This window comes from Acrocarpospora corrugata, assembly GCF_009687845.1.
Lineage (GTDB): Bacteria > Actinomycetota > Actinomycetes > Streptosporangiales > Streptosporangiaceae > Acrocarpospora > Acrocarpospora corrugata.
In genome coordinates this window covers 1-20,694 of record NZ_BLAD01000069.1, presented here as the reverse complement: position 1 = coordinate 20,694, position 20,694 = coordinate 1, and the positions used below count along the sequence as shown (strand labels likewise).

At 66.7% G+C, this 20,694-nt stretch carries 15 protein-coding genes; 11 read left to right on the top strand and 4 right to left on the bottom strand.

What is annotated here, in order from left to right:
- The first annotated feature begins 394 nt into the window (after positions 1–394).
- A complete protein-coding gene (locus Acor_RS27305; RefSeq protein ID WP_155339624.1) occupies positions 395–670 on the top strand; it encodes a hypothetical protein in 276 nt (91 codons plus the stop codon).
- Positions 667–1,095: a BRCT domain-containing protein gene (locus tag Acor_RS27300; RefSeq protein ID WP_155339623.1), complete on the top strand. Its 429-nt coding sequence runs from the start codon at positions 667–669 to the stop codon at positions 1,093–1,095. The genes Acor_RS27305 and Acor_RS27300 overlap by 4 nt, the downstream gene beginning before the upstream one ends.
- A 772-nt stretch (positions 1,096–1,867) precedes the next feature.
- Here the strand turns inward: Acor_RS27300 and Acor_RS27295 are convergent.
- The 3 genes from Acor_RS27295 to Acor_RS27285 all read right to left on the bottom strand — a co-directional run bounded on the left by Acor_RS27295 (position 1,868) and on the right by Acor_RS27285 (position 6,461).
- On the bottom strand, positions 1,868–2,284 hold the full coding sequence (locus tag Acor_RS27295; RefSeq protein WP_155339622.1) for a hypothetical protein: 417 nt from the start codon (positions 2,282–2,284) through the stop codon (positions 1,868–1,870).
- A gap of 764 nt (positions 2,285–3,048) precedes the next feature.
- Positions 3,049–3,597: a GNAT family N-acetyltransferase gene (locus Acor_RS27290; protein ID WP_155339621.1), complete on the bottom strand. Its 549-nt coding sequence runs from the start codon at positions 3,595–3,597 to the stop codon at positions 3,049–3,051.
- Positions 3,598–5,135: 1,538 nt separating this feature from the next.
- On the bottom strand, positions 5,136–6,461 hold the full coding sequence (locus tag Acor_RS27285; RefSeq protein ID WP_155339620.1) for an AfsR/SARP family transcriptional regulator: 1,326 nt from the start codon (positions 6,459–6,461) through the stop codon (positions 5,136–5,138).
- 169 nt (positions 6,462–6,630) lie between these two features.
- Here Acor_RS27285 and Acor_RS27280 point away from each other — a divergent pair, with 169 nt between their 5' ends.
- The 9 genes from Acor_RS27280 to Acor_RS27240 all read left to right on the top strand — a co-directional run bounded on the left by Acor_RS27280 (position 6,631) and on the right by Acor_RS27240 (position 20,333).
- On the top strand, positions 6,631–6,963 hold the full coding sequence (locus Acor_RS27280; protein ID WP_155339619.1) for a CATRA system-associated protein: 333 nt from the start codon (positions 6,631–6,633) through the stop codon (positions 6,961–6,963).
- On the top strand, positions 6,953–7,150 hold the full coding sequence (locus Acor_RS27275; protein ID WP_155339618.1) for a hypothetical protein: 198 nt from the start codon (positions 6,953–6,955) through the stop codon (positions 7,148–7,150). The genes Acor_RS27280 and Acor_RS27275 overlap by 11 nt, the downstream gene beginning before the upstream one ends.
- Before the next feature lie 33 nt (positions 7,151–7,183).
- Positions 7,184–7,447: a hypothetical protein gene (locus Acor_RS27270; RefSeq protein WP_155339617.1), complete on the top strand. Its 264-nt coding sequence runs from the start codon at positions 7,184–7,186 to the stop codon at positions 7,445–7,447.
- A 3-nt stretch (positions 7,448–7,450) separates the two neighbouring features.
- Entirely contained in the window at positions 7,451–11,074 is a 3,624-nt protein-coding gene (locus Acor_RS27265) for a CHAT domain-containing protein (RefSeq protein WP_155339616.1), read from the top strand.
- A 117-nt stretch (positions 11,075–11,191) separates the two neighbouring features.
- On the top strand, positions 11,192–15,949 hold the full coding sequence (locus Acor_RS27260; protein WP_155339615.1) for a tetratricopeptide repeat protein: 4,758 nt from the start codon (positions 11,192–11,194) through the stop codon (positions 15,947–15,949).
- Between the two features lie 16 nt (positions 15,950–15,965).
- Positions 15,966–16,385 carry a J domain-containing protein gene (locus Acor_RS27255; RefSeq protein ID WP_155339614.1) on the top strand — a complete coding sequence of 140 codons (420 nt, stop codon included), beginning with the start codon at positions 15,966–15,968 and terminating at the stop codon, positions 16,383–16,385.
- A 13-nt stretch (positions 16,386–16,398) separates the two neighbouring features.
- Positions 16,399–16,923: a nucleotide exchange factor GrpE gene (gene grpE / locus Acor_RS27250; RefSeq protein WP_155339613.1), complete on the top strand. Its 525-nt coding sequence runs from the start codon at positions 16,399–16,401 to the stop codon at positions 16,921–16,923.
- Positions 16,847–19,474, top strand: coding sequence for an Hsp70 family protein (locus Acor_RS27245; RefSeq protein WP_281353269.1), 2,628 nt, complete (start codon positions 16,847–16,849; stop codon positions 19,472–19,474). The genes grpE and Acor_RS27245 overlap by 77 nt, the downstream gene beginning before the upstream one ends.
- Position 19,475: 1 nt before the next feature.
- Positions 19,476–20,333 (top strand): ATP-binding protein, encoded by an 858-nt coding sequence (locus Acor_RS27240; RefSeq protein ID WP_155339611.1) that lies wholly within the window; start codon positions 19,476–19,478, stop codon positions 20,331–20,333.
- A 102-nt stretch (positions 20,334–20,435) separates the two neighbouring features.
- Here the strand turns inward: Acor_RS27240 and Acor_RS27235 are convergent.
- Positions 20,436–20,694 (bottom strand): CHAT domain-containing protein (locus Acor_RS27235; RefSeq protein ID WP_155339610.1); only part of this gene is annotated, 259 nt, incomplete at its 5' end.

Sequence of the window (20,694 nt, the reverse complement as noted above, 5' to 3'; positions counted from 1 at the left end):
AACAGCCCATCGCGTGACCTTCGGTGGTCCAAATCATGAGCCCGCGGTCAACGTCCTGCGGCTCAACCTGGCCCTGGACGGCGCCGGGAGCTGAGCCGCCGATCGGCCTCCGGCCGCACGGCCGCCGTGGGCCGACCGGACCGCCCGCGGCGGCGAGGGAGACGCTCGGCGGCAATTCCACCTCGCGTCCGGCCGCCGGCTCCGCGTGCTCTGCTCAGCGGCGCCCGCGGCGGGCGGTGCCGAAGATGGATCTGATGATCTCCCGGCCGAGGGTGGAGGCCGCCGACCGCACCATGGAGCGGAACTCCTTGTTGGGCCAGCACGTCCTTAGGCGTCTGTCTGTTCGTGTCCACCAACTGTCCCTCCGGCGAAGCAAAATGAGTATGATCAGGGTATGAGCGAGAAGAAGGCGCGGATCACCATCACCGTGGACCCGTATCTGGCCGCCTACGCCGAGCAGCTCGTCGAAGCCGGGAAAGCGGCCTCAGTATCCGCCGCGTTCAACGACGCCCTGGCCGAGCACGCCCACCGCAGCCGGCGGGCCCGGCGCTGGTGGCAGGCCAAGGCGGCCGCGGCCGCGGCCGATCCTCCCACCGCCGCACGAGTGGCCAGGACCCGCGCCCATATCGACGAGCAACTGCGCGCCTTCCAGGAACGCGGGCAGCAGTGACCGACTTCACCCCCGTCCCCCTGATCCTCGACTCGACCGTGCTGCACGAACTCGCGCGCGGCGAATTTGGCACGATCAGCCTCATCCAGGGCTACGACGCCGATGGCCAGCCAATGGTGGTCTCCGCGCTGGCGATCACTCGGGCACTGGTGGACACTCACACAGAAGAAGCCACCGACGCCATGCACGGACTGACCTCGCTGGAGTATGTGACCGTCGCACCCCTGCGGGACACCGAACAAGCCGAACTCCTGGCCGAGGTCGTGGTGACCACAGGGCTGGAGGTGTACGAGGCACACACCGCCGCCATCGCCGACATCTCGGTCTGCCCCATCCTCACTATGGACGCCAGCCGGTGGATCGACGCCTCAACCCGTCTTGACGAGCCCCTTCACATCATCGAGATCAGAGACCCCGAGGGCTAGATTCCGTCTTCGGCCAGTAGTCACGGCGCAGGCGGCCAAGGGGAGCGCACCGCAGATGCCTGAGGTCGCGATGGGGCAGATACCGGTCCTATTCCGCGCGCGTCAGGGACTGCCCCGCCGCCGCGCACACAGCCACAGAACCTTCCCGCTGCTGCGTGACGACCAGCGTGTTGTCTTGAACGTCGAAATGCGTACGCGTCGTCCCTCTCACCAGAGCGAGAAGAAGCTCCGTAGCGGGTGGGGATGGTAGGAGTCGAACAGCGCAAATTGATAAAGGCAGAGGCAACTCCGAGCAGGGCGAAGGTACGATTGAGCTTGGTCACCTTCTGCAGGTAACGATGGCTGCTGTCGGCGTCGACGGCTGCGTCAGGCGATGGCTCCTCGCCGGAGGCGGACCCGTCGGCTGGAGGTTCGCGTCGCGTGACCGCCTTGCCGACCAAGGCCGCGGCGCCGGTGAGAACCGTACCGGCGACAAGCACGTCCTTGACGGTCACCATGACCTTCGCGTCCTTGTCGAGGGACCGGCCGAGCAGAGTTCTCCGCTCACTCAGCCATCCGGTCGCGATGGCGGCGTTGACGAGCAGTTCGTACAAGGAGGCGCTCATGCTGAGCCGAGCGCCGGTAGCCGTCTCCGCGGGCGTAACGGTAGCTCCGGGCGGCTCGTCGGCACGGGCGAACACAGGTCTGCCGAACACGGCAGCGGCCAAGCCGAGGCGGCCGATCGAAGCGGCCGTGGTCTGCACAATCGTCATAATCGTCACCGCCGGTTTCGTCAGGTGAACAACCGAAAGATCGTTCCGGGCCGGTAAGAGCGCAAGATGTTGAAGTTCACGCGAGGAGTGAACCCGATCGAACCGGCCGCGAAGACGCGATTCAGCATCCTCATCATCGTGAAGCAACGGTAGTAACGTTTCCCGCGCAGGGAAGCGTCGGATGCGAGGTTGCCCTCCGCATCCAGCGGCAGCCCCTGTGGGAACTCACGCTTGAGAAGTTGACCCGCGGCGATGGTGGCGATGTTCGTGAACGCGGACCCGATGACGGCGAGATCTTTCAGCCTGACCGCGTCGTCGGTCGCTTGATCGAGGTGGCGTTGCGTCCTCAGGGTGTGCTGCTCGATCAGCCAGCCCCCCGGCAAGCATCGTGTTCGCCGCGACGTCGTACCTGCTCCACAGCCGTCTGGCTCCAGCACGATCTGTTGCGCTGGTTCGCGGTGGTTGTGGACCGTCGACGAGAGCAGCGGCGGCGCCCAGTTGGTGGATGGATGCCGCAGAAGTTGTGAGCAAACTCATCAGCGACCCCCGTGTCGGATGCGGCTCCCAGGGCTTCCCATGGCGAGCCGTGATCTTGACTGGTCGTTGTTGCGCCCTCCATCAAGTCTGTGACCTGCTGTTTCTCGTGTCAAGCGAACGTCCGGGCGCCGCACTGGGTGGAAACGTCTTGACGGGGCCGCGGGCCGTGTCGTGACCGTCGGCGGCGCCGGGGCTCCGCCTTCTTCGGCGTGGTGGGCGTGCGCCGCCTCATGACAGACGAGGCACGGCAGTCAGCCTACGCCCAACCCTGAACTCGAACTTGGGGTGTGAGCCGGAACTTTGGCAGCCAGTGCGTGAGCCCATCCAAGAGCCCTGCAAGGCGCGGTTACGCCTCTGCACCTGCCGAAAACTCATCTGCGCAGTTCAAGCGGCATGCAGGTACTCGTGGAGGATTCCGCCGAGCCGGTCTCTCGGCGTACGGTGAGGGCGCGAAGCTGTCCAGGATCGGAGCTGAGACGGCGCGCAGTGGAGCGGCCTGTGCGAGGCTCTGGTGGGCCCGGTGCCGGTTGTAGAGGCGGGCGGCCGCCCAAGATCGACTACTGCGAACGGCACGCCGTCAAGTGCGGGATCAACCGGCTGAAACGCCACCGCGCCGTCGCGACCGCCGCCATTCAACGAATGGCGGTGACCACTGAAGAAATGCCTAGATCTCGGGAAGAGAAGGATCGGGCGTCCAGGGTGACGGTGCGGTAATGGACCAGCGTTCGTGGTCGCACCAGGCCCCGTCGATATAGAGATAGGCGGGCGACAGGCCTTCGTAACGGAAGCCCAAGCGCTGGACCAATGCCAAAGACGCCCTGTTCGCTGGCTGAATGTTCGCCTCCAGCCGGTGGAGCCGCAGGTCGTTGAAGGCATGCTGCAGAGCGACGGTAAGCCCTTCAGTCATGTAACCCCGCCCTGCGGACGGGGCGAAAGCCGCATAGCCGAGGGACGCGCCCTGGTAGCGGCCCCGGATGATCGAGTTGATGTTGACCACGCCGACGGCGATACCGGTCTCCTGAGCGCGAATCACATAGCCCCGGTTGGTGCCGTCGGCAAAGCGGCGCATCCAAGCCTGGAACTCCTCCGCAGTCGCGGGCAACTGCACCCACGGCATGTGGAGCTCGATGCTGACCTTAACGAGCGTGCAGAACTCGTCCTGGTCGGCGAGGGTGAGCGGGCACAGTTCGACCCGTGAGGGCATCTCGGACATGAACCGACCTTAGGGCCTCTTTCTGAGCAGAAGATCACACGAGTGATCTACCGCTCAAACACGCCCTAGATCGTCGGTTAGAGGGGCTGGAATGCACGGCTCCGCCATGATCGAGACCGCTATCCGAATCGGTAGTAGTCACCGGTAGTGCTCTTGGGAGCAGTGGAGAACCATGAGGAAACCTGGCTCGTCCGCAGGTTGGCGGCTGATCGTCTGGGCGGTGCGCGGGCGGATCTGTTTCTTGCGGGGTCGGCCGACCAGTTCCGGGATACCGTCTCGGATGCTCCCACTGACCCATAGGTTCAGGCAAGGTCAGGCCGCTGTACCCGGTCGGCCACGATCGCATCTGAATCCGCCCGCCACAAGCGCAAACAGCCGCCGATATTGGGCGCAGGCGGCAGCTCTACGGCACGACCATGACGGACCAGCATGATCGAATCATCGGCCGGGAGTCAGCACCAAGTCAGCACCGGGCCCCCCTCGGGGCAATCGCAATACTTGAGAAAGTCGCCACCGCGGTTCACCCCTCCCGGTCCTTCAGCCGGTCTTCGGCCTGCCGCTGCCGGAACTTCAGGGTGGCGCCCGACCTTGTAGGTGTGAAGCCCCCACCACCGGCTTGGCTCCGACCTGCCGAAACCACTGACACCTGCAAAGACCATAAACAACCTGCCCAAGGCCGAAGATAAGATCACCGAGTCGATCCGTGCGCTGCACACGGTCCGCGCGGGTGCGGTCAAGTCGCGCACCGCCTACACCAAGGGGTTACACGCGCTGCTGATCACCGCTCCGGCGCGGCTGCGCGAAACACTGGCCGGCCGCCGAGGCGCCAAGCTCGTACAGGCATGTGCCGACTTACCGGCCATCTCCACACTGATCGCCAGAATCAGAACCAACTCGGCCTGCCACACGACAGCGACGCGGAAACCCATTGACCCGGACAGCGTCGAAAGGATCTTCGGCTCCGGCGGTCGCGACGTAGCATCGAATGTGTATTCCACCATGCACGGGAGCGTCGATGAAGTTCCGGGTGTTTGGCGATCTGACCGTCCTCACCGCGGGACGAGTGCTGCCGCTCGCCTCCCGGCGGAGGAGCAGTTGCTGGCGCTGCTCATCAGCCGGGGCGCCGGGTAGGTCCAGTGCCGCTTGACCAGTCTGCGGTGCCAGGCCAGCAGGGTGCCCGGCGTAACGATCGGATGCGGCTAAGCCAACGCGGAAGGTGCCGGGTGAGCGCGGCAAGGATCGCCCCGGTCGGCCCAGTCCGGCCGCGGATGAGCGACCTGGCGGCGCAGTACCACCACATCATGCCGCAGTATGAGAATTTCCACTTCTTTGGAGGCGTCGCTGCGGACCAGCAGCATCAGCCAGCCAGAACCCGGACGAATAACCGCAGGTCAACCGCCGTACACACATACTGGCACACCACAGGAGTCGCGAACCTTGTCGATCATTCCGATGACGTCCATGTATTCCCTTCATCGCGGCGGCGGGGCCACGGGCCGGGTGCCATTCTGGTGATTCGACGTCCCCGTTTCACTCGATTATCCGATCCCGGAATCCAGCTCGCCCGCCAGTTTGCCGAGGAACAATATGTCGACCTTGCCGAGTTCCGCGGGCAGAATGACGACACGCAGTTCCGGGCAAACGAATTGGACGCGTGATCGGGTCAGGAAGGAATTCAGGATGACCGAAAGAAGCTCTTCCCGGCCTACGTCGATTCGCGCCAGACCGGCACCGAGCAAGGGCAGCGCCACCGGCTTCCGCTGCCCGTGGAGATAGACGGCGTCCCAGAGACGTTCCAGGCTGAGCCGAAGATGCTCCATGCTCGACTCGGCCACGAGGTTGTTGCCCATCCGACTGTACGCGAGCGCGAAGACGCGACGCCCCGAATGGCGGAGGGCGACCACCGTTCCCACGGGATACCGGATCAGTCTCCCGTGCCGCTTGACCGATCGGCTCTCGGCGGCCGCGGGTGTGACGCTGCGCAGCGCCGCTTTCAACTCACGGTCGAGTTTCGCGCGGTCGCCTCCGTAAATTCGCCGCAGCAGTTGGCCCTGCACACTGTGCTCGCTGATAACCAGATCCTGATCGGTGGCGGTGTCGAAGGTGTCGGTGAAGCCGACCACCAGATGGGCGTCGTCCTGCGCGAACAGGTCGCCGCGAGAAACGACCAGAGAGGTGCTCAGATCGGCGAAGTCCTGCCGGAACACCTCGCCGCCGAATTTGGTGCGCAACTGCCGCCGGAGTTCCGCGAGGAAGCTGACCAACTCCTGGTCGTCGGGGAGATCACGCAGCAGCCCTTCCCCGACCTTCAACGCCCGGTCGGGCAGCTCCAGGTCCGAGTACGCGTACATCAGCGTCCGCCGGGCCGCATGATGATAGTCGGTCAGCCTACGTACGATCTGGGCCGCGAACGGACGGTCATCGACGTCGCCCAGGGGACGGCCGCGCCACAGTCCCAGCGCCTGAGTGAGCAACTTGACCGCGGAAGCGGGCACGGCCTGGTGGGCTCTCAGAGTCAGATCCTGGAACTGCAGGAGATCGACCTGATCGCGCTGCAGGGCAAGCCGGTACGCAGAGACCCGTCCCCGCTCCGTGCGCAGTACCTGGGAGCTCTCGCCCGGGCCGTGCGGGTCAAGTATCCGCCGCAGTTCGAGGATGCGCTTCTGGACGCTAGTCCGGTCTTCGCGTTGGATCGTGCCAATCCGACCCCAGACGTCATGGGAGATCTCGTGCACGGTGACCGGTTCGTTCTCCGCGATGATCAGCCGGGCGAGCACCGCGGCCGTGATCGGCCGGAGCAGGGTTTCCGCACCGCCGATCTCGACGCGAGCTGGGCCGAGCAGTCTCACGTAGGGCCGACTCACGTCACCTCCTGAGCGCAACCCGGGCCCCGGCGGAAGCAGCGTGGAAGCAACGGGGTTGCGGAAAATCTCTGTTGGCGGAAGCAGGATCGCGTGTCTACTCGACGATGAAGTTCATCGCGGCGAATACGGATATGTACGAAACGCGATCCTAGCGCGGGGAGCGCCGACTATGAGTGACAACATCGTAACGGCCGAGCTGCGGGTGGAAGTGTCGGCCGTTCTCGACGCGGTCCTGAATTGGCGGCTTTTCCCAGCGGGATGGAATGACGTGGAACGCTGCCTGGACGAAATGATCGAATCGTGCGCTGCCGGCCCAATGGTGCGGCTCTCGGCGGCGACGACCAGGCTGATGTTGCTGACGCCTCGCCGTCAGGTCCGGACAAATCCGCTTGAATTGCCGGAAAGGGCGCCCGCACCCGTTCGGGATCGCATCAATACGTTGCGGAGCTGGTTGAGCGGCGATGAGCTGGAGGCGGCGCGAGGAGAGCGTGATGACAGCTGAGAGCCGCGCGATATCGGCCGGACTACTCAGCGCGGCCACCGCCTGGCTGATCATCACCCTGGTGGCTGAAGGTCTCTCCGGCCTCCCGGCCGCTCCGGTGCTGACATGGGCCGTCGCCATCCCGGCCTTCGCCGGGGGCTTCGCCCCCATGCCCCGCGCCGTGGTCTCAACGGGTCACACCCCTTAGGAGCTGACATTGGCCCAAGACAAGGCTGCCGAGATGCTGCGGAACCTCGTGTCCTTCCTGCGCGCAAGGTCGTGGAACGATTCACGTCGCATCCTCGACGAGCACCCGGAGCTGCTCTACTCCGCCGCGTCGGACATGCTCGCGATCATGATCCAGGATCCGCAGACCACCGCCATGGTCTATCCGGGCTTGTCCCAGGCCAAGCGGGACCCGCTGCTGCGGGAGCACCTGGGGCTGCTGCGCCGCTGCCGGGAGGTCGGCGTCGGCCGCGCCTTCGCCGAACTGGAAGGCCGGTAGCCCGTGAGTGAGAACCTCGACCGCCTGAGGCCCGCCTTCACGATGAAGGCGCAGGACGCGCTAGACGAGGCGGCGCGACGACGTGATCCCGGTCTGCCCATGGACACGCGGGACGTCCTGATCGCGCTGATGCGGGTGGACACCGCCGGGGAGTGGGAGCGGCTCGCCTTGGACTTCGGGGGCATCGACACCGTCGTGGCCGCCGATATTCCCGACCCCGACCCATCCGCCGCGGGCCTGTGGGCCGGCGCACCGGTGACCCGGACCTGTACGAGGGCCATCAAAGCCGCGGTGGCGCTTGCGACAGAGGCCGAGATGGTCCCGGCGCCGACCGGCGCGCTGGCGCTGTGCGTCCTGGGCGAGCCGGACACCGCGGCCGCCCGAGCTCTCACGGGAAACGCCCCGGCCACCTACTCCGGACTGATCGAACTGGCCCAGGTGGCGTTACTCGGCGGAACGTGGCACGACATCCATGCCGTCCTGCTCGCGAGCTTCGCGGCAGTCTCGGCTCATCAGGACACGGGCCACGACGAGGACCTGGAACGCCACGCGCTGATGGAAACGCTCGCCACCCGCCACGAAACGGCCGCATGGCGGGGCTCGCAGGTGATTCTCGAAGCGGATGCCCGGCGGGAGGCCGAGAAACTGGCCGAACTGGTAGGCGGGCGGTACAGCTGCGACCTACCGGCGGCGATGCTCCTGGCCACCTTCCACATGCACCGCTACCGCAGGCTCCCGGAAGGCGAGGACGCCTGGGACCACCAGCAGGTGACGACATGGATGGGCGTCATCAACCGGATCAACCCCGGGATGCTGCCACCGCCGTTCTCCGCGTTGCCGAATCCCCGGGACGACGACGTCGACCTGATGACGCTCAACGTCACGGCCGTGGAGCATTCGATTCGCTTCGAGCGGACCGGAGATCACGGTTCCCTCGAACACGCGATCGCCCTGTTGCGGCGCGGACTCGACGTCGCCGACTGCGCGCAAACCGGCGCCCGCGCCGTCATGCTCAGCAACCTCTGCGGTGCGCTCGCGACGTACGCCGAAGACCGCAAGGACCTCGACGCGGCCGACGAGGCCGTGACCGCGGGCCGGGCCGCCGTCCGCGTCATCCCACCGGGTAACAGCGATCGTGCGGTCGCCATGGCCCACCTCGGGGTCGCGCTTCAGCATCGTTTCGGCCTGCGCGACGACCTCGCCGATCTCGAGGAGGCGATCCGGTACGGCAGAGCGTCGATCGCCGGCGAACACACGGCCCACCCCGGACGATCGAAATTCCTCGCGAGCCTCGCGCTGACCCTGAGACTGAGTTACCAGCGCACCACTGAACTCACCCAGCTGGACGAGTCCGTGCAGCTCTGTCGCCAGGCGGACGCCCTGGAAGCAGATCCGGAATCGAAGGCGCTGATTCGCAGCAATCTGGTCGGCAGCCTCATGCTGCGTTTCGAGCACGTCCATGAGCTGGACGACATCGACGAGGCGATCCGAATCGGCCGGGAGACCGTCGCACTCGTGCCGGAGAACCATCCCCAGCTCGCGGGACGCCTGCTGAACCTGAGCGTCGCCTTGCAGAGCAGGGGATCCCGGGGCGCGAGGACCCGCAACGAGATGCTGACGGACATCGCCGACTCGGTCACCGTCGCGAGGCGGGCGGTCTCCTGTACGGACGAGCAGCATCCAACCCGAGCACTGTGCCTAGGCAGCCTCGCAGTGATGCTGCAGACACAGATCTTCGTGCTGTCGTCAGGCCCGAATCCGGATCCCGTTCACCACGAGTCCGACATCACCGAGGCGATAACGGCACTTCGCGCGGCCCTGAAGGCCACCCCCGCCACGCATCCGGACAGAGCCGGTTTTCTGAACAACCTCGGGCTCGTACTCAGGAGGCGCGGCTGGCCGGGGGATCTGGACGACGCGGTCCGCGACGGTCGTGCGGCGGTCGAGCTGACCCCGTCAGGTCATCAGAACATGGCACCTCATCTATCCAATCTGGGCAGCGCACTCGAAGCACGATTCCGCAGCACCCAGAACCGCGCGGATCTCCGGGAAGCCTTCACCGTGTGGCGGGAGGCCGCCACATCCGCGGCCGGCTCCGCGCCGGCACGCATCGCCTCCGCCATCAAATGGGGCGAACTCGCGGCGGCTCAGAACGACCCGCACCTCGCCGCTGAGGGCTACCAGGCCGCCGTGGCGCTGCTGCCCATCGTGGCCTGGCGCGGCCTCCACCGATCGGCCCAGGAGAGACTACTCGGGATGTGGAGCGGGCTCGCGAGCGACGCGGCGGTCTGGGCGATCCGCGACCAACGGCCCGAACTCGCGGTGGAACTCCTCGAACAGGGTCGTTCCATTCTCTGGGCGCAGAAGCTGCACATCCGGACCGACCTGACCCGGCTTGCCGAGCGCGACCGCGACCTGGCCGGCGAACTCGACCGCGTACGGAACGCGCTCGACGCCCCCCGTGCCTTCCCCGAATTGACCGCCGGCACCGCATTCACGGTTGGCGACCAGGAGCGGGCGCGCAGGCTCGCCGAGGAGTGGGACCGCCTGGTGGCCATGGCACGCCAGCTGGAAGGCTTCGCGAACTTCCTTCGCCCGGCCCCGTTCGAGGAACTGCGCGGGGCGTCCGTGAACGGTCCGGTCGTGATCGTGAACGTCAGCGCCTACGGCTGCGACGCGCTCCTGATCGACCGGCTGAAGGTGCGAGCGGTGCCATTGCCGAGACTCGCGCACGATGAGGTGGGCGAACGAGCCCGTGCCATGCTCACCGCCCTGGACCCCGACCAGGACACCCCGACGCGCGCCATGGACAAGATCCTCACGGAGATCACAGACTGGCTGCGCGAAACCGTAGTGAACCCGGTGCTCGATCGACTGGAGTCTGAGAGCCCGCGCATCTGGTGGTGCCCGACGGGAAAGCTCGCGCTGCTCCCCCTCCACGCGGCGGTCCCCCCGCACCTGATCTCGTCCTACACGACCACCCTCGGCGCGCTGGTCCCATCAGAGGCAAAGCCAGAGCACCGGGCCGAGCGGGCTTTGGTGGTCGGCATCCCCGAAACGCCCGGGCAACCCCCCCTACCGTCGGTCGGCGAGGAACTCGACCACATCAAGCGGCACCTGGCCCACAAGCACATGACCGTCAGCACCATGCTGCAGGAGAAGGCCACCCGGGCGGACGTACCCCAGGCACTGGGCTCCTACGATTGGGTGCATTTCGCCTGTCACGGCAGCCAGGACAGCAGCGACCCAGGCTCCGGGCACATCATGCTGCACGACGGCCCGCTCTCGATCTCGGAGATCGCCGAACTCCGTCTCGCCCGCGCGGACCTGGCGTATCTCTCCGCATGCGAGACGTTCACCGGAGATCCCGGTCTCCCAGACGAGGCCATCCATCTCGCGTCGGCATTCCAATTCGCCGGATATCGACACGTCATAGCGACCCTTTGGGGGATCAGCGACTATTTTGCGCCCAAGGTGACCGACTGGGTGTACGAGAAGCTCTCCCCCAACGCGGACGTCCCATCCGCGCACGCCGCGGAAGCGCTCCACGGTGCCATCGCCAGACTCCGCGAGAGGTATCCCAGTCACCCGCACGTGTGGGCCCCCTATGTCCACCTCGGTCCCTGAGCGAGAGACGATCATGTCCGAGTTCACTCCGGAGCAACTCGCGCGCATCCGCCGGGAGCGATATTGGACGTCGCCCGCGGAATTCCCCGGCAGGTATGAGTTCGGGGACGGTCGGCGATGAGCACGGTGACGTTGGTATTGGCCACGGCGACCCTGGTCGTTGTGACGGTTGTCATCTTCGGGGTCATCCTGGCGGTGAGCGACAACCGGCGCACCAGTGATCCGGCTGTGTACGCTCGGCTCATCGAGCGTGGCAACCAGTTACGTGAGCGTGACAGGCTGGCCAGAGCCAACCGCCTCTTCACCAAGATCGCGTCAAAGATAAAGTTCCTGCGCGCCCCGTCCAAAGAACTACGGGAAATGCGTGGCCAGGCGCTGTTGGCGATTGGCGACATCGCCGTCCGGCAAGGCAAATTGCCGGACGCCCGCGTGGCATATCGCGACGCATTTCCGCTGATCACATTGCCGCCTGAACCGGTCGCGCTGCTCGCGGCCGATGTCGCCGCGCGGGCGGACTCATCGCCGACCGGGCTCGACATCGCCATCAAGCACCTCGAGTACGCGGGGAGACTTCCTGATGACGACCTCGTGATCGATCTCCTGCGCAAGCGCTGCCAGGTGGCCCCGGACATAAGCGTCCCCGGACTCCGGGCAGTTCGGTCCCTGGCCACGAATGTGCTGCGGGTCGCGCCGCACCTGGAATGGGCGGCGTTCGCGCAGGGCTGCGCGCTGCGGGGCCTCGGCCGCAGGGGCGACGCCATCGACGCGTTCCTTCGCGCCGAGCAACTCGGCCCAGCACGGGCGGCCACACCGTACTTCCTGGGGCTGCTATATAGAGCCGCAGGTTCCGACGACCGCGCCGCCGCGGCCTTCGAACGCTCGCTCGCGATCGATGCCGACCAGGCACCCGTACTGTATGAACTCGCCGAGATCCACCTCGCCAGAGGGCGGGACGGCGAACCGGCGGCTCGGCTGGACGAACTCGACGATGCGCTGGCCTGCCTGGCCCGTGCCTGCGAACTGCAACCTGGGCGGGCTGACTACTGGTACACCCGCGGCCTGGCCGAACTCGAACGCGGCCGACGATCATCTGGCATCGGCTCCCTGCGACGGGCGGCCACCACCGGCTCCCGGCACCTGCCGGCGAATCGGCGTCTGGTGGAACTGCTTCTGGAAGAGGAGGACTGGGGCCAGGCCGAGACGTTCAGCCGTGGGGTGCTGCAGCTCGACCCTGACGACATCACGGCCCGATCCGGGCTGGGGCAGAGCCTGTACCAGCAGCACCGCTACCCGGAGGCGATCGCGGTCCTGTCCGCCATCGCCCAGCCCACCGGCGCCGACCTCTACTTTCTCGGCCTCGCCGAGGGACGTGCCGGCTATCTGGAGCGGGCCGCGAGCGATTTCGAACGCTGCCTCGGCAAGGGCGATCATCCCGACGCGGCGTTCTGTCTCGGCTCTGTGCGATCCCGGCTTGCCGACTGGGCGGGAGCGGTCGACGCGTTCGACCAGGCGGAGGCCACGGGCACGGATCAGGGGCGCACCCGCCAGGAGCGTTGGAGCGAGATCGCGCTCTTCCGTGGCCAGGCGCGGCAACGGCTTGGGGACATCATGGGTGCCGCCGCCGATCTCGGCCGGGCCGTGACCCTGGCGCCGGACGATCCGCGTGCGCAGTACGCGCTGGGAGTGCTGGTCGCCGGCATACAGGACTGGAAAGGCGCGGCGGCGGCGTTCGCTCGCGCGGCGGCGCTGGACCCGTCCTTCGCTCCGGCCAGATTCGGGCTCGGTCTGCTGTCAGAGCGCGCCGCGGATCCGCATGGCGCGGCCGAGCAGTACGCCGCCGGGCTAGACCAATGCGGTGACTGGGTGCCGGGGTGGGTCCGGCTGGGGGCGGCGCAGGTCGCGGCCGGCGCCCTTGAACAAGGGGTGGGCACCCTGAAGACGGTGCTTGCCCGGGAATCCGGCGACGCCGATGCTCGACCGCACGCGGGCTCCTGGGACAGTGCTCGCTTCCACTGCGCTTTGGGACACGCTCGTCTCGGCGACATGGCCACCGCCGTCTCCCTGTGGGCACGGCTCCACGCCAACGCTTCGGGCGGCGAACGGGATGCCGTTCTGCGTGGAAACCTGGTGGCAGCGTGGGATCTGCAGGCGCGCGCCGATCTGGAAGCGGGAGCCTACGGCTCGGCTCGTCGCTACTGGGAACTGTGCCATTCGATGGATCCGGATCGGGAGACATTCCGGATCGCCCTGGTCGAGGCATGCCTGCGGGATGGAACTGTCCAGCTCTGCGCGCACCGGACAAGTGGCGGCCATCGCGGCGCGCTGGCCCGCGCACGGGAGCTGGGCGCCGGGGACAACAGGCCCGGGCACTACCTGGCGGTGGCGGCCCTTCTCGACGGTGCCGCCGACGCCGTGTCCGCCTTGCTGTCGCCGCTGCCGGGAGAGGCGCTTCGGCAGCGGGCGAAATATCATCTCGCGCTCGCCCAGTTGGCCCTTGGCTGGACCACGGAGGCCGGGTCGCTCTTGGATGATCTGGAGACTCACGCCGCCGTCATCGGGCCCGCGTATCACGTCGCACGTGGCGAACTGGCCGCCCGGCGAGGGCAGTGGGCGCAGGCGCTGGGCGCGTACTGCCGCTCCCTCGAAGCCAACGCCCCCACGGCCGGGACATCGCGGCTCGCCTGCCACTCCCAGGAGTGCGGGGAAGTCTCGGCCCGGTCCTGCGGTCAGTGCGGTCGGGCTTTCTGCGCCACCCATGGGATGACCGATGATCACGGTTGCGCCCGCTGCGGCCCTTGCCTGACCGCCTCGTTCACGGCGATTGCCAGCTGGGCCGGCAAGACCGGCAGGCTGGACACGGCGGCCGACGCGCTGAAGGGATGGGTGGCCAGGCAACACCGGAACGCGGGCATGGGAAGCGCCCGCCATCTAGGCCTCATTCTGGCGGAACAGGGAGATTTCGACGGAGCGCTGCACATACTGACACCCCTGCGAAACCTCCCGGTCTTTGATGCGCCGTTGCGCGGCGCGGTAGCCCGGATGCATGTACATCGTGCCGCGATCCGCGTTCGCGAACCCGATGTGGAAGCGGTCTCCGATGACATCACCGAGGTCCTGCGGCTCGATCCGGCGTCCGACCACGGTCAGCGGGCGAGCTTGCTGTTGCGGGACTGGCGCGCGATGGAAGATGCGCGGCTCGGCCGCCACGAGGAGTCGCTGACGATCTGGCGAGAGGAGTGGCGGCGACGTCCGGCCGACCTCCGGCTCATCCGGCGCATCGCCATTACCGCCTACCACCACGTCCTCGCCAGGGAAAGCGCCGACGACGCATGGCACCTGCTGCTCGCGTGCTGGGCGGCGGTCCTGCACAGCCCGGCCTTCTGGATGGGACTCGCCGCGCGGACGGGCCGGGAGAACACCGACGAGACCGTCGCGGCGGTGCGCCAGGCAGTGGTCGAGCGCGTTGTTCAGGATCTGCGGGACCGGGCTATGGCAGAGGGTGTCACAGTCGAACGCGCCACACGTTACCGCGATCTTGAGATCCGCTGGGGAGTGGAACTGCGTGTCGCGGCGTTGGTCGCGGAAAGCGCTCCGGCGCGGCACACACGCGAGTGGCCGGCCGGGTTCGCCTGCGGCCCGATGCTGCTTGAGCGGCTGGCCGAGACAGCGTTCGGCCAGGATATGGCCGAGAGCCTGGGGGCGGTCGCGGAAAAGCTCGCCGACCCGTTGGGTGAGCGACTGAGAACGGCGTTGTCGCCGCTCGGCCGCTACCGCTATCTCATCGACGAGCGCCGGCTGGATGACGCGATCAAGGAACTCGAGGACCGTGACCCATGGCCGCCGGGCCGCCCGTTGCTGATCGAAGCCTTGATCGCCAGGGCGGGCGTGCTTCACAAGGACGAGCTCTGGGGGGAGGCGCTCTCGTGCGCCGAACGGGCCGGCGAATTGGGCGCCGACCTCACCGGACACGTCGACATGATCGCGGACTCGAGTGTCCGGCATTCCAAGATGATCGCCAACGTCGACAGTGACTACGCGGCGGCGCTCGCCGTGCTGGAAAGAGGACTTCGGCTGGCCCCGGACCACCCGGACGTACGGAGCAATCTCGGGGCGACGTATGTGCGGCGCGCCAGGGAACTCAACAACAACAGCGAATTCAAGGAGGCGGTGGAGCATGCGCGCATCGCGCTGAAGTACACCACCGACGACCAGACCAGGCACCTCGCGCGCGTCGCGGCCGGCAACCGCGGGATGCAACTGTTCTCAGCCGGAACCGATGAGGACCTGGATCAAGCCATCGTATTGCTGCGTGATGCGCTGCGCTGGGAGGCCGACGACGACACGGCGCTCCTCCTGGCCGCGGCTCTTGTCAAGCGAGGGAGCGCTGAGGCGGTCGCGGGCCATCGTGCACGGGCGATCGCGCTGATACGCGAGGAGATCGAACACAACCCGAAATCCACCGCGGAGCCCACCGAGGCCGAGGCCAAGCGGCGCATCGGGCTGATCCTCTTCAACAAGGCCATGGAACACGCCAAGAAAGACCAGCAAGCGAAGGCGATCAAATCGTTCCAGGAGGCGCGCTGGTACGACGACGACGCACCCACCCGCCGCGCACTCGCCACCGCCCATCACAACCATGCTGTCCAGCTGACCAATGGCGACCGCTACGACGAGGCGATCGGTCACTTCGAAAAGGCGCTGGGGCTTAGTGGCTCCGCCACGACGCGCAAGATGCTGGCGCAATGCCTGGCTCTGCGCGGGGTGAACAAAAGTAAGCGCGGTGACTTCTACGGGGCCAAACAGGACCTGACAGTGGCGCTGCGGCACGATCCCGGCAATGCCCAGATCCGGCAGATTCTGGGCCGGATGCCATGACGATGGGAGATCGCTAATGCCCCTGCCCGACTCATCGCCCTACGAGATCCTGGGGCTCTCCGCATCGGCATCCGCCGGGGATGTGAAACGAGCCTACCAGCGCGCGGCCCGCGAGAAGCGCCACCCGCAGCAGCTCCTCACCCACGCGTTCAACGAGCTCCGCAACCCGCGTCGGCGGCTGGAGGCGGACGTGCTGTCCCACGATTCGGCCGAGGTGGTCGACGAACTGCGCCGAACCCTGGCCGATCTACCCGAGGGCGGTTTCCTGGCCGCCGAGCCGGTGGCACCATACCCCATGTCGTCGCTGGTCGTACTGCGGATGGAGCAGATCCGCGCGGACTGGCTCGAGGCGCCGCCGCTGGCCCTTCCGTTTCGGGTGAGCCCGCGCTTCGAGGTCACCCTCGACGTTCTCCCACCGCTTGACCCGCCGCTGTAGCCGAGGAGCACTCATGAAACGAGCCTTCGCCATCACCGAGCAGGAGATCCAAGTGCCGGATGAAATATCCGGCGTCGATCCGATCGATTCCTTCTCCAAGCTCTTGATCAGGTGCGGGATGCTGGAAAACAGCCTCCAGGGGGAGCGGAGACGGGCGGATGTGGCCCAGCGAGAGCTCCTTCTCGGCATGCTCGAGGTCAGCGACGCGCTCGACCGGATCCACCGGCGTACGGTCGAAGGCGCGTCATCCCCAGAGCTGCTCAAGCTGCTCAGCGACGGGGTGGCCGCCACACGGCGTCTGCTGCTGCAAAAACTGGCCCGTGCGAGCGTGACGCCCATGCGCCTCGCCGGCATGTCCCCAGCTCCGGACCTGGCCGACATCGTTGGCTACGTGGACCATGTCCATCTGCCCGATGAGACGGTCTTCGAGCAGCCGGTCGAGGGTTTCATGTGGAGATCAGATGTCTTGCGACGAGCCCACGTCGTCGTTGTCCGCCATCCGACCAGTGAAACCGAACCAGACGAGATCGGAGACTGACGTGCAGCGTACGCTCGGCATCGATTTAGGCACTACCAACTCGGTCATGGCCTACATGCGGCGCGGAGAGCCGCAAATCGTGATCAACCGGCAGAGCGGCGATTCCACGCCAACTGTAGTGGGGCGTGGCAAAAGGGGCGAACTTCTGGTCGGCGCGTCCGCGCGGGGCAGGTCCGTGGCCGATCCCGCGAACGTCATCTATTCGATCAAACGTTTCATGGGCAGGAAGTTCGCCGACCCCGAGGTCCAGGCGGTCCTTCGAGGAATTCCCTACCAGGTGACGGCGGGGCAGGACGGGGATGTCAACGTCTGGTTCGGGGGGCGCGCCTACACACCGATCGAGATCTCCGCGCTCGTCCTCCGGCGGCTGCGGGAGGACGCCGAGGATCGATGCCGGGAACGGTTCACCAGGGCAGTGATCACTGTTCCGGCGTACTTCGGTGAGCGCCAGGTGGCGGCGACCCGGGAAGCCGGGCGGCTGGCCGGATTCCAGGTGCTCCGGATCATCAACGAGCCGACGGCCGCCTCTCTCGCCTACGGCCTCGTCCGCGAGCATCGAAACGATGGCCGGACCATTCTCGTGTACGACCTGGGTGGGGGAACATTCGACATCTCGATCCTGCTGCTCATGGAGGGCGCGTTCACCGTCCTGGGCGTTGAAGGCGACAACCTCCTGGGCGGCGACGACTTCGACCGGCTCCTGGCCGGGCACCTTCTCCAGATTCTGCGCACGGAGCACGGTGCCGATCTGACCGGGGACCACCAGGGGATGGAACGAATTCGGGCGAGCGCGGAGGAGCTCAAGATAACTCTGTCCAGCCAGCTGACGGCCGAGATCAACGTGCCCGTGATCGGCAAGGACCTGGTCAATTTCAACCCCGAGGTGTCCCGCGAGAAATTCGAGGAGATGATCCGGCCGCACATCGACCGGACCCTGGAGCTGACCCGCAAGGCCATCCAGGAGGCCGATCTCACGGTGGCCGACATCGATCATGTGCTGCTGGTGGGCGGATCCACCGCGATCCCGCTGGTCGAGCGGCTACTCACCGAGATGTTCGGACCCGACAGCATCCGCAAGGACGTCAACCCCATGCAGTGCGTCGGTCTCGGCGCTGCGGTCCAGGCGGCGCTCATCGGCGAGGTCGACTGCCCTGCCTGCGGTATCCGGAACCCGGTGGAGTCACTGCGCTGCGCCAACTGCGCGACCGCGCTCGATGGCCACGAGAAGATCGCCTGCCCGGCGTGCCATCTGCTGTCCGACAACGGCGAGACAGCCTGCTGGAAATGCGGTCACGAACTCTCCTCCGCCGGCGATGCGGGCGCGGTATCCCCCAGCGCGGCACCAGAGGCCCCGGCGGTGCGGGCCACTGAAGCGGGGGCGCTCCAGGCCTGCCCACGCTGCGGCAAGGCCAACCAGGCCAACGCGACGTCCTGCTCGATCTGCAACGAGATCCTCATCGACGAAGGCGGCTTGAAATGTGACAAATGCGGGGCCAGGAACCTGCAAGGAGCCGTGTCGTGCGGCACCTGCCATGAGGACTTCTCCGTCGCCCCGCCGACCGAGGTGACCCCGCAGAACCTGGGCATCGAACTCAACGACGGGCGAATGGCCGTCATCATCCCCAAGAACACGCCATGCCCCACGCTTGAACCCAACAGGCGTGACTTCTCAACCGCTGTGACCGGGCAGCGCCGACTGGAGATCCCGGTTTATGAAGGCCCGCACGACACCGCGCAGCGGAACCAGCTGTGCGGCTACGTGACACTGCCGCTGCCGGAAGGCTTACCCAGAGCCACACCGGTCAACGTATCCTTCGGCCTGTCGGCGGATCGCATCCTGACCATAGCCGTGAAGGTGCGCGTCGCGGGCGCGGAAACAAAGGTCGTGGAACTGCAGCACTTCGGGCGATTGGATCCCGAGCACCAGCAGCGTATCGAGGCGCATCGCCAGAAGGTCACCGCCTTCGTCGACCGCTGGGCGCAGGAACTGACCGAGGCCGAGTCCCAGGTGTTCTACCGGTTGCTCGACGATCTCGACCAGGTACTCATCAAGGGACCAGGCCCGAAATCGGTGGACATGCTGGTCACCGAGGCCGAGCAGCTGGTGGGCACGGTGTCGGAGATCCGAGGTTCCGACGCATTCATCACTGCGGTCATCAACGGCGCAGGAAAGTACATCGGCCAGGAGAACATCGTCAAACTGGCCCGCTACAGCGAAGAACTGGGCGTGGCGCGAGAGCGAGCCGACTGGACGTCCGCGAAGGCCAGCGCAGCCAGCGCGGATGCGTTGATCGACGGATTCGGCGAAGTCGTCCGTATCCTCGTCTTCTGCCGCACTCTCGCGCGCCAGGGGCAGCTCACACCGGCGCTCACGCATCGCGTTCAGGGCGCGCTGCGAGAAGTGGACCAGAAGCTTGACGCCGGTGCGGACGACGACGTCCGCGCAGCGTTGGGGATCCTGCTCACGCTGTGGGCTGAGATCCGGGAAGAAGTTCAAGGGCTTGACTTCTCCTCCAAGATGCCGACCAAGCTGGAGTCGGGGGGCGCGTAAAATGAGTGATTTCGAGGTCTCGTGTCCGCTCTGCCGTATCACAGTGACCGCGCCGTCGACCCTTTGCCCCGGCTGCGATCAGGACCTGGCCATTCTCGCCTATCTTCGCCAGCGGGCCATCCTGTACTACAATGAGGGCCTCCGACTGGCGAGGTCAGGGGACACCAAAGCGGCCGCGTTTGCCTTGCAGCAGGTCATGGCAATCGATTCAGGCTGCGCCGACGCCATGGTCGTACTGGGGAAGATCCACGCCCAGAACAGGTCGTTCGCGAGCGCGCGCGACGTTTGGGAACGCGCGATCCGGACGGAAAAGGAACATCCAGAAGCCACTAGGTGCCTCGCGGCGCTAGATGACCGTGAAGCGGCCATGAAGAAGCGGTCCGCCCGCCTTCGAGCGCCTTTGGCGTTGGTCTCCCGGAGCTGGAACATGTTCGCGAACAGGACGTCCGAAGCCGACGGCAAAGGTCTCGTAACCTCGCCTGATGCCGACCCCGACCGTCTGCCGCGCGTCCTGGACCCGGCCGCCGAGCTGGCCACGCTGGCCGGCCGAGTCCACGCCACCGGTCGCGACCTGCGGCTGGACACCACCGACATCGCGCTGACGACCAACCGCTACCGCATCATCCACGAGGCGGTCACCAACGCCCTGCGGCACACCGCCGAAGGTCGCATCACAGTGATTGTGAGCCGGAGCGACAGCGTGGTCACCATCGACGTCACCAACGAGGGACGATTCTCCGAGCCGGTCCCCGGGCGCGGGCTGGGCGACATGCGGGCCCGGGCCGAGGCCGAGCGCGGCACCTTCGAAGCGGGCCCGACCGGCGACGGCTTCCGGGTACGGGCGGTGCTCCCTGCATGATCAGAATGGTCATCGCCGACAACGACCGATGTTGGGGAGGTGCTGCGGGTGCTGCTGGCGGCCGAGCCGGGCATCGCCGTCGTCGGGCGGTGAGGGGGGTTGTTATGGCCCTGTATGGATGTGCGCCGCCCAGAGGGAAGGGCGGGCTGGATAGTCAGTGCGCACTCCCTGGATGGCGTGGTGCAGTGCATAGGCGGCTTGTCCGGTGTTTGGCCGTGTCCTCCCGCCATCGGTAAGTCGAGTGTAGAAGTCGTCGGCTATTTGCGCGGCGGTGGCGTCGGTGATGGGCCACAGGGTGCCAATGACATGTTGGTAGCCGGCGAGTTGGAAGGCCGCGGTAATATGCACCGCTTGATCGGCG

What these genes read in the sequence shown, in the direction of transcription:
- Acor_RS27255 (WP_155339614.1), top strand. Translation starts at nt 15,966, where the DNA reads ATGCCCCTGCCCGACTCATCGCCCTACGAGATCCTGGGGCTCTCCGCA.
- Acor_RS27275 (WP_155339618.1), top strand. Translation starts at nt 6,953, where the DNA reads ATGACAGCTGAGAGCCGCGCGATATCGGCCGGACTACTCAGCGCGGCC.
- Acor_RS27270 (WP_155339617.1), top strand. Translation starts at nt 7,184, where the DNA reads ATGCTGCGGAACCTCGTGTCCTTCCTGCGCGCAAGGTCGTGGAACGAT.
- Acor_RS27245 (WP_281353269.1), top strand. Translation starts at nt 16,847, where the DNA reads ATGTCTTGCGACGAGCCCACGTCGTCGTTGTCCGCCATCCGACCAGTG.
- Acor_RS27240 (WP_155339611.1), top strand. Translation starts at nt 19,476, where the DNA reads ATGAGTGATTTCGAGGTCTCGTGTCCGCTCTGCCGTATCACAGTGACC.
- Acor_RS27290 (WP_155339621.1), bottom strand. Translation starts at nt 3,597, where the DNA reads ATGTCCGAGATGCCCTCACGGGTCGAACTGTGCCCGCTCACCCTCGCC.
- Acor_RS27280 (WP_155339619.1), top strand. Translation starts at nt 6,631, where the DNA reads ATGAGTGACAACATCGTAACGGCCGAGCTGCGGGTGGAAGTGTCGGCC.
- Acor_RS27260 (WP_155339615.1), top strand. Translation starts at nt 11,192, where the DNA reads ATGAGCACGGTGACGTTGGTATTGGCCACGGCGACCCTGGTCGTTGTG.
- grpE (WP_155339613.1), top strand. Translation starts at nt 16,399, where the DNA reads ATGAAACGAGCCTTCGCCATCACCGAGCAGGAGATCCAAGTGCCGGAT.
- Acor_RS27305 (WP_155339624.1), top strand. Translation starts at nt 395, where the DNA reads ATGAGCGAGAAGAAGGCGCGGATCACCATCACCGTGGACCCGTATCTG.